This is a genomic window from Streptomyces sp. NPDC057950 (genome assembly GCF_042887295.1).
Taxonomy (GTDB): domain Bacteria; phylum Actinomycetota; class Actinomycetes; order Streptomycetales; family Streptomycetaceae; genus Streptomyces; species Streptomyces kaempferi.
Map to the genome: position 1 here is coordinate 1 of NZ_JBHVPP010000005.1, position 16,332 is coordinate 16,332.

Genomic DNA, 16,332 nt, shown 5'->3' on the forward strand with positions numbered 1-16,332 from the left:
CACCGCGGCCACGGTCACCGCGGCAGCGGCAAGACGACGGACAGTCACAGATGCGGACATGAAGTCCCCCTACATGGTGCCGGCACCCCCACCCCGCACGGCCCGAGGAACGAGCCGCACAGGCGGAGTTGCGTGTGCGAGTGATACAGCCGGCCCCTACCGGGCCGACACCCACACCATGCCCCCACACCACCCCGATGTGGGCGATACACGGAGGTGCGTTACGGATCATCCATATCGCCGTAACACTCACATGTACCGTCCATTCACCCCATGAACGCACCAAGTTGACGCACCCACACACCCACACCCCTTGCCAACACCCGCCCCCACCCCCAACCCGCCACACCCCACCACCCCACCCCCCACCAACCCATCACCCGAAAGTGGATCCCACCGACCCGAACCAGTACGGCAGCCTCGCCACCGAATCCGTCGAATCCGTCGAAGCCCTGGTGAACCCGATCGAAGCCGCCTTCCTCCGACTGGGCCGTCAGCCACAGCAGGGCCAAGCCGGTGCCACGCCGCTCGTGTCCGGCCTGCGCGGACTGTGCCAGGACCGCCTGATCACCCAGGACACGGCCGGTACCGATGCGGCCGCCCGGCAACTGATCGAATCGGTCGTCACCGTGGCCGATCGACACCGGCCGCGAAGGGGCGGCGGCCGATCTCGGCGACACGCCGTCCACACCGGAAGCGCACCGTCCCGACGGGCCGCCCGTGAGTGGCTCGCCGGAGTCGACGTGCCCGGCTGGGGTACGCCGTGCCTGGAGGGGTATGCGACGGGAGACGGAAGCGGGCACGCATGGACGAATCATCCGGCGACCAGGGCCTGGGACGGCCCGGCGCCGCCCCGGCACTGGAGACCTCGCTCACCTTGGACGGCGACGGCTCGCGCATCGCCCAGGCCCGCCACCTCGCGGCCGCCTTCCTCACGAAGGTGAGGGCCGAGTGCGGCACCCCGGTGGCGGCGGACACGGTGCAGATCGTTCAGCTGATCGTCAGTGAACTCGTCACCAATGCCCGCAAGTACGCCCCCGGACCGGCCCTGCTCCGCCTGCGCACCACCGGCCCCGTACTGCGGGTCGAGCTCTGGGACAGCAACCCCGTGCTGCCGGCGGCCGAAGCCCCCGATCCGTCACGCGTCCGCCGGCACGGACTGGAGATCGTCGCGGCCCTCGCCCGTGCCATCACCGTGGAACAGACCTCCGTCGGCAAACGCATCACAGCCGATGTCAGCCTCGCCACCGCGTGACCGGAGCACGAGCCAGAGAGGGTCCGGCGCCGTGACGAGCGTCCGGTCCACCGCGCCCGCGCCTGGCATCGCGGGCGGTTGCACCCGAATCGACCGTCTGGGAACCGGGCGGCCGCGGTAGGGATCCTGCGTGCAGACCTTTCTCCCGTATCCCGACTTCATGCAGTCCGCCGCGGTGCTGGACCAGGCGCGTCTGGGCAAACAGCGGGTCGAGGCCCTCCAGGTGCTGCGTGGCCTGACCGTCCCCGGCTACGGATGGCGCCACCATCCCGCGGTACGCATGTGGGTCGGCTACGAGGAGGCCCTGGTCCGCTACGGCCTGGACGTGTGCGCCATGTGGACGGCGGAAGCGCGCGCCGACACGTGTGCCTCCACCCTCACCACCGACTTCGCCCGGTACCGTCCCGGCGCCACCGTGCGTGTCCAGGAGCGGCTCGCCGCCGACGACGAGCTGCCGCCCTGGCTGGGAGACCCCGCTTTCCACCGCAGCCACCAGTCGGCGCTGGTGCGCAAGGCCCCGGATATCTACACGCTGTTCTTCCCGGATGTTCCCGACGATCTGCCGTACGTCTGGCCGACCTCCGACCGGGTCACTTCCTAGGGCGTGCCGCCCCGTCCACGAAGGAGCGCCGCCCAGGGCCGGCAGGCCCGGCCCACGCGGGCGACGACCGCCGCACACCACCGGCCCCAGCACGCCGGCCGCGTGTCGCGAATACCTGCTCGACGAGCGTGACCGCAGGTCAGCGCACTCGTCCTCGGGGCTTCAGCGGCACCGGCGGGAGTTCGGGAGCGGACAGCCGGTCGCCGTCGTAGCCGTGCACTTCGCCGAAACGGGACCCCTCCATCCAGTCCTTCCGGCCCTCCTCGATCTCCTGCTGGGAGCGCCCGATGAAGTTCCACCACATGACCAGCTCCTCCTCGAACGGCTCGCCGCCGAGGAGCATGAGGGACGCGTCCGACGCGGCGCGCAGGGGCAGTTCGGTGCGGCCGCAGCCGAGGTAGAGCATCGAGCCCGGGAGGACCGGTACGCCGTCGACGTGGGCCTCGCCCGACATGGACAGCACGGCGTACTCGAAGTCGGGGTCCAGCGGCAGGCGTACGTCGGCGCCGTCCGCCAGGGCCAGGTCGGCACCGACGATCGGGCTGTACGTCGTACCGGGCGACGTCGTCCCGTCGACGGTTCCCAGGATGAGCGTGGCCTCGACGCCGGGCGCCGTGACGAGGGGCAGTTCGGCGTGGTGCTCGAAGTGCGGGTCCGTGTGCCGGTGACCGTCGGGAAGGGCGACCCACAGCTGCGCTCCGTGCAGGAGGCGGGCGTGCGCCTTGGGGCTCTCCTCGGAGTGACTGATGGCGCGGCCGGAGGTCATGAGACCCAGTTCACGCGGGCGGATCGTCTGCAGGCTGCCCGTGGAGTCGCGGTGCAGGACCTCGCCCTCGTGCAGCCAGCTGACGGTCTGCAGTCCCATGTGCGGGTGCGGCGGGACCTGCATGCCCGGCTCGTCGGCGATGTCGTCGGGGCCGTAGTGATCGACGAAGCACCAGGCACCGATCATGCGGCGGCCCAGGTTGGGCAGCAGGCGCCGGACTTCGGTGGACTCGCCGAGCTTGACCCGGCGGGGACTGAGGAGTTCACGCACCGGCTCGGCCACCACGAACCCGCGGCCACCGCACAGGGCGGGAACTGCGTCGCGATCAAGATTGCTCATGGCGGACAACCTAGCCCCGTCGAGGACCGTCCGTCAGGTCATCGTCCCCCCGCCGGGACCGGCGGGTGGCTCGGAACCGATGCGCGCGCCTGGCGGTCCTACGACCACGGTCCGAGGTGGCTACGACATTGGTCCGGCCCTCCCGAAAACAGTAGCCATGGACATAGTAGCCATGTACGGTTTCTTGCATGAGTTCGGTGTTCGAGCACGCGACCCCCGGTTTCCTCGTCTGGCGCCTGTCGATGAAGTGGCGGGTGGCCGTCGACCGGGCGGTCGCGCCGCTGGGCCTGACCCACGCCCAGTACTCGCTGGTGGCGTCGCTGTACGGCATGCACCACGCCGGGCTGCGGCCCAGTCAGCGGCAGCTCGCCGACCACACCGGACTCGAACCGCTCTACGTCTCGAAGCTGGCCCGCGCCCTGGAGACGGCGGGCATCGTCGACCGCACGCGGGATCCGGCCGACCCCCGGGCCGTCCGGCTGTCCCTCACACAGGACGGGCAGACGGTCGCCCGCCGTGCGATCGGGGTGGTCCACGGACTGCTCGACCAGCTCCTCGATCCCCTCGGCGGGTTCGACGGAGAACGCACGCGAGCGTTCAGCGACGAGCTGGCGACCCTGCTCGGCGTCTCGCTCGATCCTCACGTCGATCAGCCCACCGGCACCGACGCCGACCAGACGCGTTCCACTCAGAAGCATTCCGATCAGCGACGTTCTGACGAGGAGTAGTCATGACCACCACCACTCCCCCGGTCAACGGCCAGGTCATAGGCCTGGCCCACTACGCGAGCCGCGCGGTCCTGGAGACCGTGCTCGCCCGCACCGGAACCACCTTCAACCAGTCGGTGGCCCTGCGCGTCGTCTCGGAACAGGACGGAACCGCCGAGCGCGCACGGCTCGTGGCCCGCCTGTCCGCGGCACTGAAGATCGAGGAATCGGCAGCCCGCCGGACCGTCGACGAGATGACGGCTCTCGGGCTGCTGGCGGAGCCGACCGCCGACCACGTGTCGCTGACCGAGCACGGCGCCGAGCTGTTCGAGCGGATCCGCACCGCCGGGAACGCGATCGCGTCCCGGCTCTACGCCGGCATCCCGGCCGAGGATCTGGCGACCGCGGGCCGGGTGCTGACCCTGGTCACGGAACGGGCCGACGCGGAACTCGCGGGCGCCTAGGACGCCGGACCCGAGGCCGGGCACGAGTCCGGCCACGGATCCGGACACAGGACACGGACGCCCGACCGCGGCCACGTTCGTGGAATATTCAACCAATCCGCTCGGTTGAGGCGCTCGAAGGAGGTCAGCAGTGGACATGGAGTACTACGACCACGGAACGGCCGCGGAGCGCTGGGAAAGGGCGCGGTTGTTCTTCGACGCCAAGGACTACGCCGGGGCTGCGCGGGTCCTGGCCGGGCTGGTGGAGGAGGTGCCGGAGCAGGTGGGTCCCCGGCTGCTGCTGGCACGTTCGTACTACCACTCCGCCCAACTGCGCCGCGCGGAGACGGAGTTGCGCACGCTCGTGGAGCTCGACCCGGTGGAGCACTATGCCCGGCTGATGCTGGGGCGCACGCTCCAGCGCCAGGGACGCCAGGACGAGGCCGAGTCGCATCTGCGGATCGCCTCGGCACTCGCGGGCGACTTCGAGCAGGTATGAGCGGCGTCTGACGCAACGGAACACCGCGGTGGTCCCTTGCGGTTCTCCGTGAGGATCGCCCCCCTCTCCCGGGACCCGCGCGGAGTTCTGTCGGGAATCGCCCTCCGCCGTCGCGCAGGGAAGAGGCCGATGCCCAAGCACACGGGCCGGACACCGCGGTGTCCGGCCCTCGGCGTGGTGCCCGGCCTCCGTCCCGCGGCAGCCCGGACGGCACGGCTAGAGGGGCGTGGCCGCGTGCAGGATGGCGTGGTGCCCGGCCTCCGTCCCGCGGCAGCCCGGACGGCACGGCTAGAGGGGCGTGGCCGCGTGCAGGATCAGGAACATCGTCACCGCCGAGTTCGCGGAGGACATCGCGGAGACCAGCGTGCCGACCGCGGCACCCCAGGCGGCCAGCCCCACCGAGGTGAACACCGGCGGCCAGTTGCGGGCCACGGGTGCGGGCCCCAGCAGGGCGGCGACCCTGCGCGGCACGGGACCCGCGGACGCGAACCCCGGGAACCCCGAGGATGCGGAGAACCCCGCGAACGCCGAGAACCCGGCGAAAGCGGGCGGCGCGCCCGTGCCGGACAGCAGCGCGGCCTTGCCGATGGCCCGCGCCACCGCCCTGCGGCTCCCCACCGACCGTGCCGCGTCCTCGTCCGCCCACCGCTCCGTGGTGTAGGTGACGGCCGTACGCAGCGGGCGCAGGAAGGGGTTGGCGCGTGCCGCGAGTCGTACGGCGAGCAGATACCGGTGGTGACCGGCGGTCAGATGGGCCCGCTCGTGGGCGAACAGGGCGCGGCGCTCGGGCGGGAGCAGGCCCCGGAGCAGGGCGGTGGTGACCACGACCCGACCGCGGGATCCGCCGGGCAGGGCGTAGGCGTAGGGCTTCTCCTCGGGGAGCACGACCACCGTCGAGGAGGGCAGTCCGGCGAGCGCCCGGCGGGCGCGGCGGGCGATCCGGTGGTGACGCCACAGGGTCCGCGCACAGACCGCCAGGACGAGTGTCAGGGCCGGGATCGCCGCCTTGCCCGCGATCTCGTCGTACGGCACGGCCGCACGCACCTCGGGGTCCGACCAGCCGTCCGGCAGCGGGTTGCCGGGCAGTTGCGCGGTGCCGACGACCATCAGCAGGGCCAGGCAGAGCGTGCTGCACAGGGCCATCACGGTGGCGAAGGCCGTCAGCAGGCGGGTGGCCGTGCGCGGGTGCAGATGCAGTTCGGCGAGGCGTGCGACCGGCCAGGCGCTGAGCGGCAGGACCAGCGGCAGAAAGACGAAGACCCCCATGAGGCGTCAGTCTTCCGTACCGCCGGCCGCTCCTGCCGCGTCGGGGGCGTGTGCCGACTCCAGGAGGGCGCGCAGCACCTGTTCGTCGTCCGGCGGCAGCGCGGTGACGAAGCTGGCGAGGACGGCCTCACGGTCGCTCTCGCCGTCGAGGAGCCGGCGCATCTTGAGCGCGGCCAGACTCGCGACGTCGGCGGTGGGACGCCAGACGAAGGAGCGTCCCCGCCGTTCGCGGGCCACCGCGTCCTTCGCGAGCAACCGGGTCAGGATGGTGACGACGGTCGTGTAGGCGAGGTCGCCGCCGAGGCTCTCCTGCACCCAGGCGGCGGTCACCGGGGCGTCCGCCTCGCGCAGCGCGCCGAGGACCTGGCCCTCCAGCTCGCCCTGCCCGCGGCGCCGGGAAGGCCGGTCCGGGACCTCGCGGTTGCGCTGCGCCATGTCCGTCTCCCTCCGGCGTTCGCGTCCACGATCACGCTACCTGGCGACGGGCGTGCCCCGGCCCCGCCGGTGGGCGATCTCGCCGAGCAGGACGTCGACGGCGACGAACGCCACCAGTGGGATACCGAGCAGCGGAACGAAGTAGCCGAGAACGGCGACGGCCGCCATCAGCGGGACGAGCACCGTGGGCGGAACCTGCTGCCAGGCTCCGCGCGGGACGGGCCGGCCGAACGCGGAGGCGCGGCCGCGCTGCCACCACATGCGGTAGCCCCACACGATCAGCAGGATCAGGCAGAGCGCGAGCACCATGAGGGCGATCTGGTTGGCGAGGCCGAAGAGGACACCGGTGTGGGCGTCGATTCCCCAGCGGGTCAGCTTGGCGAGCACCGGGTGGTCGGCGAACCGGAGCACGTCGGTGACCTCCCCGGTCGCCGGGTCCACCGCGACCGCGTCCTGTTTCTCCGGCCAGCCGCGCTGGATCTGCCGCACCACGTACGCGGAGGATGCGTCGGCGGGCGGGACGATCTCGACGGGGTCTCCGAGGCCCTTCGATCGCGCGGCCCCGAGGATCCTGTCGACGTCGGCGGGCCGGTGCGGGACGCTCCCGTCGGCCCCCGTGCCGCCGTGGCCCGCGTGCTCACCGCCACCGGCCGCCGACACGGACGGCGTCGCCTGCCCGAGGGAGGTCCGCAGTTCGTCGATGTGCGCGCCGGCGTACGTCGACCAGGTCAGCCCGGTCGCGGAGAGGAAGAAGAACCCGGCGGCCGCCCAGGCGCCGAGCGTGCCGTGCAGACCCAGTGTGCGGCGGCGCCCGGACGTGCCCCGCACCTTGCGCCGGGCGCGCCTGCGTCCGAACCACAGCACGAGGCCGCCGCCCGAGATCACCCACAGCCAGCTGGCCGCGAGTTCGCTGTACAGACGCCCGGTCTCGCCGAGCTGGAGGTTGGCGTGGAGTCCGTCGATCCAGGTGCGCAGCGGGAGCGCGCCGGTGGCGCCGTACTGTTCGAGGGCTCCGCGCACCTTGGCGGTGTACGGGTCGACGAACACCGCGACGGTGTGGTCGGGGTCGACGCCCGGCACGCCGGAGAGCAGCACCCGCGTCGTCGCGTCCGCCGTGGGCGCGGGCCGTACGGCGGAGACCGTGCCCCGCGGATGGGCCTTGCGGGCGGCGGCCACCTGTTCGGAGAGCGGGAGTTCGCGGTCGCCCACCGGGACGGTCAGTTCGTGCGCGTACACGATCTTCTCGGCCTGGAACGAGGCGGCGTAGAGCAGGCCGGTCACGGCGGCGACCAGGAGGAACGGGGCGACGAGCACTCCGGCGTAGAAGTGCAGGCGCAGTATGAGGGGGCGCAGGGGAGCTTTTCGGGCGGAGGCCGGGGCGACGGGTCGCGGGGTGCCGTCCGTCGAGAGGGTGGGAGCGGTGGGCATCGGCGGGCTTCTCCGGTGGGGCTGGGGACGGACTCGGTCGGTGGGCCGGGGAGTTGGGATTCCCGGCCGGTGGTGGTCCAGAAGTCGGGACGGGAGGCCGCCGAGTTCCCGGACGACGGTGTGGCGTGGATCACGGACGAGGATCCGTGGGGTACGGGTTGCGCCGCCTCGCACGGCGCGCCCCCTCTTGGCATGCTGGCGCGATGGCATCCGAACGTGACCGCGCCGCCCGTCCGCTCAACGACCTGGTCGAGGAACTGCTGGACAAGGAAGGACCGTTGCCCATCGTGGCCGCCGGGGACCCGGTGCTGCGCCGCCCCGCCGAACCGTTCGACGGTCAGCTGGATCCGGGACCGCTGAGCCGATTCGTCGCCGCGTTGCGCGCGACCATGCACGCGGCCCCGGGGGTCGGCCTCGCGGCGCCCCAGGTCGGCGTGCCGCTGCGGATCGCGGTCGTCGAGGATCCGGCGCCGGTGTCCGAGGAAGTGCGGGTCGTACGCGGACGGGTCCCGCAGCCGTTCCGGGTGCTGGTGAATCCGGTGTACGAGGGGGTCGGCGCGGGTCGGGCGGCGTTCTTCGAGGGGTGCCTGAGCATGCCCGGGTGGCAGGCCGTGGTGGGCCGGCACGCCGAGGTGCGGCTGACGGCGCTGGACGAGCTGGGCCGTACGGTCGACGAGGTCTTCACGGGTTGGCCCGCGCGGATCGTGCAGCACGAGACGGACCATCTGGACGGTGTGCTGTACCTCGACCGCGCGGAGGTGCGCTCACTGTCCTCGAACCAGGCGATGGCGGACCGCTGGACACAGCCGACCCCGGCGGAGGCGGCCGCGGCCCTGGGCTTCACACTGCCGGACTGAGGCTCCGCGGTTTTCCGGCGGGTCCTGCGGGGTTCGAGCCCGCCGGGGCTCGAACGCCCCGGAGTTCACCTCCGTCCGACCCGCCCTCCTCGTGCTCGAGTCCGCCGGGTACCCCGATCCGGCCGAAAGTCCGTCGCCCGCACCGAAGGCCTGTCACCCGCCCCCAAAGTCCGTCGCCCGCCCGGAAACTCAGAGGCGCCGACCCGAACGCCCCCGCTACCCTGACCACATGTCCACGCCCCGAATCTCTTAGCTCCAGGACCCACTTCCACGTCACACGTGTGTCCTTCTGCCGATTGATTCCCGGAGCGTTTCCCATGATCACCGTGCGCGGTGCCGACGTGCGCGTCGGCGCACGACTGCTGCTGTCCGACCTCTCCTTCCACATCTCCCCCGGCGACCGCGTCGGCCTGGTCGGCCGCAACGGCGCGGGCAAGACCACCCTTCTGAACACCCTCGCGGGACGGGTACACCCCGCGGCCGGGTCCGTCGCGGTCACCGGGCGCCCCCGTCTCCTCGCCCAGGACTCCCGGGCGGCCGACCCGGAGGTCACCGTCACCGACCGGATCCTTTCGGCGCGCGGCCTCGACCGTGCCGTCCACGTGCTGCGCGCCGCGGAGACCGCGATGGCGGACGGGACCGAGCGTGCGATGAACGCCTACGCGCGCGCCGAGGCGGAGTTCCAGGCACGCGGAGGCTACGCGGCCGAGGCGGAAGCGGCCCGGGTCGCCGCGGGCCTCGGGCTGCCGACCAGGGTGATGGACCAGCCGCTCGGTGCCCTGTCCGGTGGGCAGCGCCGCCGGGTCGAGCTGGCCCGCATCCTCTTCGCGGACCACGGCACACTGCTCCTGGACGAGCCGACGAACCACCTGGACGCCGGCTCGATCGGGTGGCTGCGCGGCTTCCTGACGAACCATCAGGCGGGTCTCGTGCTGATCAGTCACGACACCTCGCTGCTGGCCGCCGTGGTCAACCGTGTCTTCCACCTCGACCCGCACCGCGCCACGCTCGACGTCCACAACACGGGCTGGCACGCCTATCTCGCCCAGCGGGAGGCCGAGGAGCGGCGCCGGGCGCGGGAGCGGGCCGGCGCCGAGCGCAAGGCGTCGGCCCTGCACGCCCAGGCGGACCGGATGCGCGCGAACGTCGCGACGGCCGTGGCGGCGAAGAACATGGCCCGGCGCGCCGACCGTCTGCTGGCCGGGCTCGAACCGGTCAGGCGGCGGGACAAGGTCGCCCGGATCCGGCTGCCGGAGCCCGCCCCCTGCGGGCGGACGCCGCTCGGCACGGTCGCCGTCGGCAAGTCGTACGGCGGCCACCGCGTCCTGGGCGGCGTCGACCTGGCCGTCGACCGGGGCAGCCGTCTGGTGGTCCTCGGCCCCAACGGCGCGGGCAAGACGACACTGCTGCGGCTGCTCGCCGGGCGGGAGGCCCCGGACGACGGCCGCGTGGTCCACGGTCACGGGCTGCGGATCGGCTACTTCGCGCAGGAGCACGACACCCTCGACGGCGCCGACACGGTCCGCGGTCATCTGGCCGCGGCCGCGCCGCACCTCACCGACGGGGAGGTGCGGCGCGTGCTCGGCGCGTTCCTGTTCACCGGGGACGACGCCGGCAAACGCGTCGACGTCCTGTCCGGCGGCGAGAAGACCCGCCTCGCCCTGGCGGGGCTGGTCCACTCCGGCGCCAACGTCCTGCTGCTGGACGAGCCCACCAACAACCTGGACCCGGTGTCCCGGGCCGAGGTGCTGACCGCGGTGGGCACGTACCCCGGCGCGATCGTCATGGTGACCCACGACGAGGGCGCGCTCCGGGCCCTGCGCCCGGACCGGGTGCTGCTGCTCCCGGACGCGGACGAGGACCTGTGGAGCGAGGAGTACCTGGAGCTGGTGGCACTGGCGTGACGCCGTCACATGTCCCGGTACGCCTCCAGCAGCCGCAGCCACACCTCGCTCACCGTCGGATAGGAGGGCACGGCGTGCCACAGGCGGCTGACCGGGACCTCGCCGGCGATCGCGACCGTGGCCGAGTGGATGAGTTCGCCCACGCCGGGCCCGACGAGGGTGAGGCCGACCACGATCTCGCGGTCGGTGTCGACGACCATGCGGGCCTTGCCGCGGTAGCCGTCGGCGTACAGCCCGGCGCCCGCCACGGAGGACATGTCGACGTCGACGGCGCGGACCGGCAGGCCGGCGCTCTCGGCCTCGGCGAGGGAGAGGCCCACGGCGGCGGCCTCCGGGTCGGTGAAGACGACCTGGGGGACGGCGGCGTGGTCGGCGGTCGCGGCGTGCGCGCCCCAGAGGTCGGTCTCCAGGAGCGGGACGCCGGCGGCGCGGGCGGCGATGGCGGCGCCCGCGATCCTCGCCTGATATTTGCCCTGGTGGGTGAGGAGCGCACGGTGGTTGACGTCTCCGACGGCGTACAGCCACTCGCTGCCGGTCACCCGCAGGCTGTCGTCGACGTCGAGCCACGAGCCCGGCTCCAGGCCGACCGTGTCGAGCCCGATGTCCTCGGTGTGGGGCACCCGCCCGGTGGCGAAGAGGATCTCGTCCGCCTCGATGCGGTCGCCGGTGTCCGTCAGGGCCACCACGGTCGAGCCCTCACGCGTCACCCCGGTCACCGCGGTACCGGTGCGGACGTCGGCGCCCGCCTCCTTGAGCGCGTCGGCGACCAGCTCACCGGCGAAGGGCTCCATCCTGGGCAGCAGCGCGTGACCGCGGACGAGGACGGTGACCCGGGAGCCGAGCGCCTGCCAGGCCGTGGCCATCTCGACGGCGACCACACCGCCGCCGACCACGATGAGCCGGTCCGGCACCTCGTGGGCGCTGGTGGCCTCGCGGCTGGTCCAGGGCTTGACCTCGGCCAGTCCGGGCAGGCCGGGCAGCAGCGCGCGGGTGCCGGTGCACACGGCGACCGCGTGCCGCGCGGTGAGGAACCGCAGCTCGCCGTCGGGGCCCTCGACGCTCACCCGGCGCGGCCCGGCGAGACGCCCGTGTCCGCGGTGGAGATCGGCTCCGATGCCGTCGAGCCAGGCGACCTGTCCGTCGTCCTTCCAGTGGGAGGTGTAGTAGTCACGGTGGGCGAGGACCGCGGAGGCGTCGAGCGGGCCCTGCACGGCCCCGCTCAGGCCGGGCACGCGGCGGGCGTCGGCGCGGGCGATGGCCGGGCGCAGGAGGGCCTTGCTGGGCATGCAGGCCCAGTACGAGCACTCGCCTCCGACCAGCTCGTTCTCCACGATCGCGGCGGAGAGGCCGGCCGCGCGGGCGCGGTCGGCGACGTTCTCCCCCACGGGGCCGGCGCCGAGCACCACTACGTCGTAGGCGATGGATTCCGTTTCCGTCATGCGCCCAGTCTGGTTGTTGGTGTGCGCCGTGGCCACACGGTTACGTGCGCGGAATACGCCGCTGGGGGACGGTGTTGTCGACACCGGCTTCGCCCCGAGGCCCGAGAGCACGGAGAGGTAGTCACGCCATGAGCAGGACGATGGAGCTGACCAAGGAGAACTTCGACCAGACGGTCACGGACAACGAGTTCGTCCTGATCGACTTCTGGGCCTCGTGGTGCGGCCCGTGCCGCCAGTTCGCCCCGGTCTACGAGAAGGCCGCCGAGGCCAACCCCGACCTGGTCTTCGCCAAGGTGGACACGGAGGCGCAGCCGGAGCTGGCCGCGGCCTTCGAGATCCAGTCCATCCCGACCCTGATGATCGTCCGCGACCAGGTCGCGATCTTCTCCCAGCCCGGCGCACTGCCCGAGGCCGCTCTGGATGACGTCATCGGTCAGGCCCGGAAGCTGGACATGGACGAGGTCCGCAAGTCCGTCGCCCAGCAGCAGGCCCAGCAGGGCGAGTGATCTCGGGGGAAACCCCGTGGGCCCCGGTCGGCAGGGTTTCGACCGGGGCCCGCGTACGGATCAGCGGGGCTCGCGCACGGATCAGAACGGGTACGGTGCCACGTCCCCGCGCACGGTCGTCCAGCGCACCTCGGTGAAGGCCTCCAGGTTGGCCTCGCCGCCGAAGCGGGCGCCCGTGCCGGAGGCGCCCGTGCCGCCGAACGGGGCGACCGCCTCGTCGTTGACGGTCTGGTCGTTGATGTGCGCGATCCCGGTGGGGATGCGCTCGGCCAGGTCCAGGCCGCGCGCGGTGTCCCGGGTGACGATGCCCAGCGAGAGGCCGTACGGACCCGCCGAGGCGAGGGCCACGGCCTCGTCGGTGTCCGCGAAGGACCGGACCGGCGCGACCGGGCCGAAGACCTCTTCGGTGTACGCGGGGGTCGTGTCGTCGACGCCGGCGAGCACGGTCGGCCGGTAGAACAGCCTCTCGTGCGTGCCGCCCGCCGCGAGCTTCGCCCCGCGCGCCGTACTGGAATCCACCAGCCCCTGGATCTTGGCGAGTTGGGCGCTGTCGATGACGGGCCCGAGGTGCACCTGTTCGCGGTGCGGGTCGCCCACGGCGAGCGAGTCTGCCTTGGCGGCGAGCCGCTCGACGTACTCCTCGTACAGCGACGCGTGGACGAGATGGCGGCCTGTCGTCATGCAGATCTGGCCCTGGTGGAAGAACGAGCCCCAGGCAGCCGTGGAGATGACCGCGTCGATGTCGGCGTCCTCCAGCACGACGAGGGCCGAGTTGCCGCCCAGTTCCAGGTGCGCGCGCTTGAGGAGCCGGCCGGCCGCCTCACCCACCGCGCGTCCGGCGGCCGTCGAGCCGGTGAAGGAGATCACCGGCACCAGCGGATCGTCCACCAGCGCCCGGCCCACCTCGACGCCGCCGGGCAGGATGTGCAGCAGTCCTTCCGGGAGGCCCGCCTCGGCGAGGACGGCCGCGAGCGCGAGGCCCCCGCAGACCGCGGTGCGCGGGTCCGGCTTCAGCACCACGGCGTTGCCGAGCGCGAGCGCCGGGGCCACCGAGCGGATGGAGAGGATGAGCGGGGCGTTGAAGGGGGCGATCACGCCCACGACGCCGACCGGGACGCGCCGGGTGTACGAAAGGCGCGGCGCCTCCGAGGGCAGGATCTGGCCCGTGGGGCGGGAGGCGAGGGCGGCGGCCTCGTAGCACTCCTGGGCGGCGACGTGCAGTTCGAAGTCGGCCTTGCCGGGAACGGATCCGGACTCACGCACGATCCATTCGCGCAGTTCGTCGGCGTGCGCGGCGAACAGGTCGCCGGCCCTGCGCAGGACCGCGGCGCGGACGAAGTGCGGTGTGCCGGCCCACGCGGACCGGGCCGCGTGGGCCTCCCGCGCGGCCGTCGTGACGTCCTCGGCGGCGGCGAGGGTGACGGTGGCGAGCCTCTCGCCGGTGGCGGGCTCGGTGACGGCGTGCTCACCGCCCGCCAGAGTGCGGGACTGCCAGGTCCTGGGGTCGAGCAGCGGCATGTCGGGGCTCCGATCGTTCGCTGATCAGCACGCGGGACTCACCGTCCCAACGGCAGTCCCATGTAGTTCGCGGCCAGTTCCGCGGCCGCCGGGCGGGATGTCGCGATCCGGCGGAGCCGGGCGAGCTGGATCCGGTGGTCGAAGGCATCCCCGTCTGGTTGAGCATGCAACATCCTAGTCATGTCGTACGAGAAACGCATGGCCTGCCAGACCCGGTCGAGACACAACTGTGAGTAGCGGTCGAGGAGTTGGGTGGACCCCGTACGGTGCCGCTCGATGAGGCCGCGGGCCAGGACCCGTACGTCGGAGACGGCGAGGTTGAGCCCCTTGGCCCCGGTGGGCGGCACGATGTGGGCGGCGTCGCCGGCGAGGAGGAGCCGGCCGTGGCGCATCGGCTCGTGGACGCGACTGCGCAACGACGTCACGGACTTGGCCGTGATGGTGCCGCGGTTCAGCCGCCAGTCCCCGTCGACCGCGAAGCGCGCGGCGAGCTCGTCCCAGATGCGCTCGTCGGACCAGTCGTCGGGGTCGGTGCCGTTGGGGACCTGTAAGTAGAGCCGCGAGACCGTGGTCGAGCGCATGCTGTGCAGGGCGAAGCCGGTCGCACCGCGCGCGTAGACCAACTCACCCCCGGAGGGCGGCACATCGGCGAGGATCCCGAGCCAGGAGTACGGGTAGTCGTGGGCGTAGGTGCGGTACGTGCCGGCCGGGAACGCCGCGCGGGAGACGCCGTGATCGCCGTCGCAGCCCACCACGTACTCGCAGTCCAGGGTCTGTTCGCGGCCCTCGTGCACATAACGCACGACGGGCGATTCGCTCAGCGGGTTCTCGACGGCGAGCGCCTCGGCCTCGAACAACAACGTTGGTCCGCCCGCCAGTTGGAGAGCGATCAGGTCTTTCACGATCTCCGTCTGCGGGTAGATCATGACGCCGCGGCCGCCGGTGAGATCGGGGAAGTCGATGTGGTGGCGCTCTCGCTCGAAGCGCAGCTCGATGCCGCGGTGGGGCAGACCCTCGACATCGAGACGGTCCCCGGCGCCGCATTCCCGCAGCGCGTCGACCGTGCCCTGCTCCAGCATCCCGGCGCGCTGGCGGCGTTCGGCGTAGGCCCGTGACCTGCCCTCCAGGACGACACAGGCGATGCCCGCGCGGTGCAGCAGCCGGGCCAGCAGGAGCCCGGCGGGGCCGCCGCCCACGATGCCGACCGTGGTCCGCATGACGCGCCTCCCGTCTCCGGTCCGGTCCGCTTCGCTGCGGGCGGCGACCAGCTACAGCCTCTCTCAGCTCGAGTCGCGGTGCACGACCCGCGCTCCCAGCACCTCGTGGGTCTCGGGCGGTGCGCCGGGTTCGCGCACCGCGCGGTCGACCAGCTCCGCGAGGTCCCGACCGGACGGCAGTTCGATGTGGACGGTGCTGAGCCGGGGCCGCAGCAGCCGCCCGAGCATCAGGTCGTCCGCGCCGATGACGGCCGTCTCGTCCGGGACCGCGATGCCCGCGTCCTGGAGCGCCCTCATCAGCAGCATGGCGTACTCGTCGTTGTAGGCGAACACACCGTCCAGGCCGAGCGCTCGCCAGCGGGCGGCGAGCCGGGCCGCGGCCTCCTCCTCGTACGCCAGCGGCAACTCGGTCGTCGTGGCGCCGGAGCCCCGCAGGGCACGGCGTACGCCTTCGAGGCGGGGCCTGGAGAAGATCTCCAGGCCGGGTTCCTCGGGCACCACCACTCCGACGCGGTGCCGGCCGCGGGCCGCCAGATGGGCCCCCGCGCTGTGGCCGACCCGCTCGTGGTCCATGAGGAGCGCGTGCGCGCCCTCGACCCGCTCGGGGCCCAGCGTGACCACGGCACGGGCCCCGGATCGCTTGAGGACGGCCACACCCTCCGGGCCGAGACCGCTTCCGGGCACCAGCACGGCGACCGGCCGCAGCTCCGCCCAGGCACGGGCCGCCTCGTCCCCGTGCAGACCGACGCTGCCGTACTGGACGACGGTGTAGTCCAAACGGCCCAGCGCCCACTGCAGCTCGTTGAAGAACTGGCCGTAGAGCGGGCCAACGGGCACGGTCGGGGCGGGCATCAGGACCATCCGGCTGTGCCCGGCCCGCAGACTGCGGGCCGCCGCGTGCGGAACGTACCCGAGGTCCTTGGCCGCCTCGTGGACCCGGCGGCGGGTGGGCTCGCTGATCCGGACGGCGCTGGTGTTGTTCAGAACGTACGAGACGGTGGCCCGGGAGACGCCCGCCAGGCGGGCCACATCGGCGCTCGTCGGCACGGGCCGTTGCGCGGGCGACGGCGGGACGGGCTGATTCGGTATCTGCACCATGACGCCCCGCATCCTTGCAGAAGCCCCGCGCCCCGCTCGGCGCCGGGGCGCACC

17 protein-coding genes are annotated in these 16,332 nt (G+C 72.7%); 8 read left to right on the forward strand and 9 right to left on the reverse strand.

All coding sequences use genetic code 11. The annotated features are described in order from the left end of the window. Positions 1-266: 266 nt before the first annotated feature. Complete coding sequence (locus ACFVTC_RS10745) at positions 267-689, reverse strand: hypothetical protein (RefSeq protein ID WP_390126220.1); 423 nt, start codon at positions 687-689, stop codon at positions 267-269. A gap of 116 nt (positions 690-805) precedes the next feature. On the opposite strand from ACFVTC_RS10745, the gene ACFVTC_RS10750 reads away from it, so the two are divergent. Together ACFVTC_RS10750 and ACFVTC_RS10755 are read left to right on the forward strand one after the other, a co-directional pair. After that, complete coding sequence (locus tag ACFVTC_RS10750; RefSeq protein ID WP_390126221.1) at positions 806-1,255, forward strand: ATP-binding protein; 450 nt, start codon at positions 806-808, stop codon at positions 1,253-1,255. A 130-nt stretch (positions 1,256-1,385) separates the two neighbouring features. After that, entirely contained in the window at positions 1,386-1,856 is a 471-nt protein-coding gene (locus ACFVTC_RS10755; RefSeq protein WP_390126222.1) for an MSMEG_6728 family protein, read from the forward strand. A 139-nt stretch (positions 1,857-1,995) separates the two neighbouring features. On the opposite strand, the gene ACFVTC_RS10760 is transcribed toward ACFVTC_RS10755, so the two are convergent. Further along, positions 1,996-2,961 (reverse strand): pirin family protein, encoded by a 966-nt coding sequence (locus ACFVTC_RS10760; RefSeq protein WP_390126223.1) that lies wholly within the window; start codon positions 2,959-2,961, stop codon positions 1,996-1,998. Between the two features lie 188 nt (positions 2,962-3,149). On the opposite strand from ACFVTC_RS10760, the gene ACFVTC_RS10765 reads away from it, so the two are divergent. The 3 genes from ACFVTC_RS10765 to ACFVTC_RS10775 all read left to right on the forward strand — a co-directional run bounded on the left by ACFVTC_RS10765 (position 3,150) and on the right by ACFVTC_RS10775 (position 4,610). Continuing rightward, positions 3,150-3,689: a MarR family winged helix-turn-helix transcriptional regulator gene (locus ACFVTC_RS10765; RefSeq protein ID WP_390126224.1), complete on the forward strand. Its 540-nt coding sequence runs from the start codon at positions 3,150-3,152 to the stop codon at positions 3,687-3,689. 2 nt (positions 3,690-3,691) lie between these two features. Beyond that, complete coding sequence (locus tag ACFVTC_RS10770) at positions 3,692-4,132, forward strand: MarR family winged helix-turn-helix transcriptional regulator (protein ID WP_390126226.1); 441 nt, start codon at positions 3,692-3,694, stop codon at positions 4,130-4,132. Positions 4,133-4,262: 130 nt separating this feature from the next. Continuing rightward, a complete protein-coding gene (locus ACFVTC_RS10775) occupies positions 4,263-4,610 on the forward strand; it encodes a tetratricopeptide repeat protein (protein WP_168531383.1) in 348 nt (115 codons plus the stop codon). A 288-nt stretch (positions 4,611-4,898) separates the two neighbouring features. On the opposite strand, the gene ACFVTC_RS10780 is transcribed toward ACFVTC_RS10775, so the two are convergent. The 3 genes from ACFVTC_RS10780 to ACFVTC_RS10790 are packed head-to-tail and all read right to left on the reverse strand — an operon-like array spanning position 4,899 to position 7,739. Continuing rightward, a complete protein-coding gene (locus ACFVTC_RS10780; protein ID WP_390126227.1) occupies positions 4,899-5,876 on the reverse strand; it encodes a M56 family metallopeptidase in 978 nt (325 codons plus the stop codon). Positions 5,877-5,882: 6 nt separating this feature from the next. Then, complete coding sequence (locus tag ACFVTC_RS10785) at positions 5,883-6,311, reverse strand: BlaI/MecI/CopY family transcriptional regulator (protein WP_390126228.1); 429 nt, start codon at positions 6,309-6,311, stop codon at positions 5,883-5,885. Positions 6,312-6,347: 36 nt separating this feature from the next. Beyond that, on the reverse strand, positions 6,348-7,739 hold the full coding sequence (locus ACFVTC_RS10790) for a PepSY-associated TM helix domain-containing protein (RefSeq protein ID WP_390126229.1): 1,392 nt from the start codon (positions 7,737-7,739) through the stop codon (positions 6,348-6,350). Positions 7,740-7,942: 203 nt separating this feature from the next. Here ACFVTC_RS10790 and ACFVTC_RS10795 point away from each other — a divergent pair, with 203 nt between their 5' ends. Beyond that, positions 7,943-8,596 carry a peptide deformylase gene (locus tag ACFVTC_RS10795; RefSeq protein ID WP_390126230.1) on the forward strand — a complete coding sequence of 218 codons (654 nt, stop codon included), beginning with the start codon at positions 7,943-7,945 and terminating at the stop codon, positions 8,594-8,596. 317 nt (positions 8,597-8,913) lie between these two features. Continuing rightward, positions 8,914-10,500 (forward strand): ABC-F family ATP-binding cassette domain-containing protein, encoded by a 1,587-nt coding sequence (locus ACFVTC_RS10800; RefSeq protein ID WP_390126231.1) that lies wholly within the window; start codon positions 8,914-8,916, stop codon positions 10,498-10,500. A gap of 5 nt (positions 10,501-10,505) precedes the next feature. Here ACFVTC_RS10800 and ACFVTC_RS10805 read toward each other — a convergent pair whose 3' ends face one another. Continuing rightward, the gene (locus tag ACFVTC_RS10805; protein WP_390126232.1) at positions 10,506-11,939 is read right to left on the reverse strand and encodes a dihydrolipoyl dehydrogenase family protein; all 1,434 of its coding nucleotides are present in this window, start codon (positions 11,937-11,939) and stop codon (positions 10,506-10,508) included. 128 nt (positions 11,940-12,067) lie between these two features. Between ACFVTC_RS10805 and trxA the strand changes: the two genes are divergently transcribed. Beyond that, the gene (gene trxA / locus ACFVTC_RS10810) at positions 12,068-12,445 is read left to right on the forward strand and encodes a thioredoxin (protein ID WP_390126233.1); all 378 of its coding nucleotides are present in this window, start codon (positions 12,068-12,070) and stop codon (positions 12,443-12,445) included. 81 nt (positions 12,446-12,526) lie between these two features. Here trxA and ACFVTC_RS10815 read toward each other — a convergent pair whose 3' ends face one another. The 3 genes from ACFVTC_RS10815 to ACFVTC_RS10825 form a co-directional block, all read right to left on the reverse strand. Then, the gene (locus ACFVTC_RS10815) at positions 12,527-13,963 is read right to left on the reverse strand and encodes an aldehyde dehydrogenase family protein (RefSeq protein WP_390126235.1); all 1,437 of its coding nucleotides are present in this window, start codon (positions 13,961-13,963) and stop codon (positions 12,527-12,529) included. Positions 13,964-14,001: 38 nt separating this feature from the next. Further along, positions 14,002-15,180 (reverse strand): 4-hydroxybenzoate 3-monooxygenase, encoded by a 1,179-nt coding sequence (locus ACFVTC_RS10820; protein ID WP_390126236.1) that lies wholly within the window; start codon positions 15,178-15,180, stop codon positions 14,002-14,004. 63 nt (positions 15,181-15,243) lie between these two features. Next, positions 15,244-16,278, reverse strand: coding sequence for a LacI family DNA-binding transcriptional regulator (locus ACFVTC_RS10825; RefSeq protein WP_390126237.1), 1,035 nt, complete (start codon positions 16,276-16,278; stop codon positions 15,244-15,246). Positions 16,279-16,332: the final 54 nt, after the last annotated feature.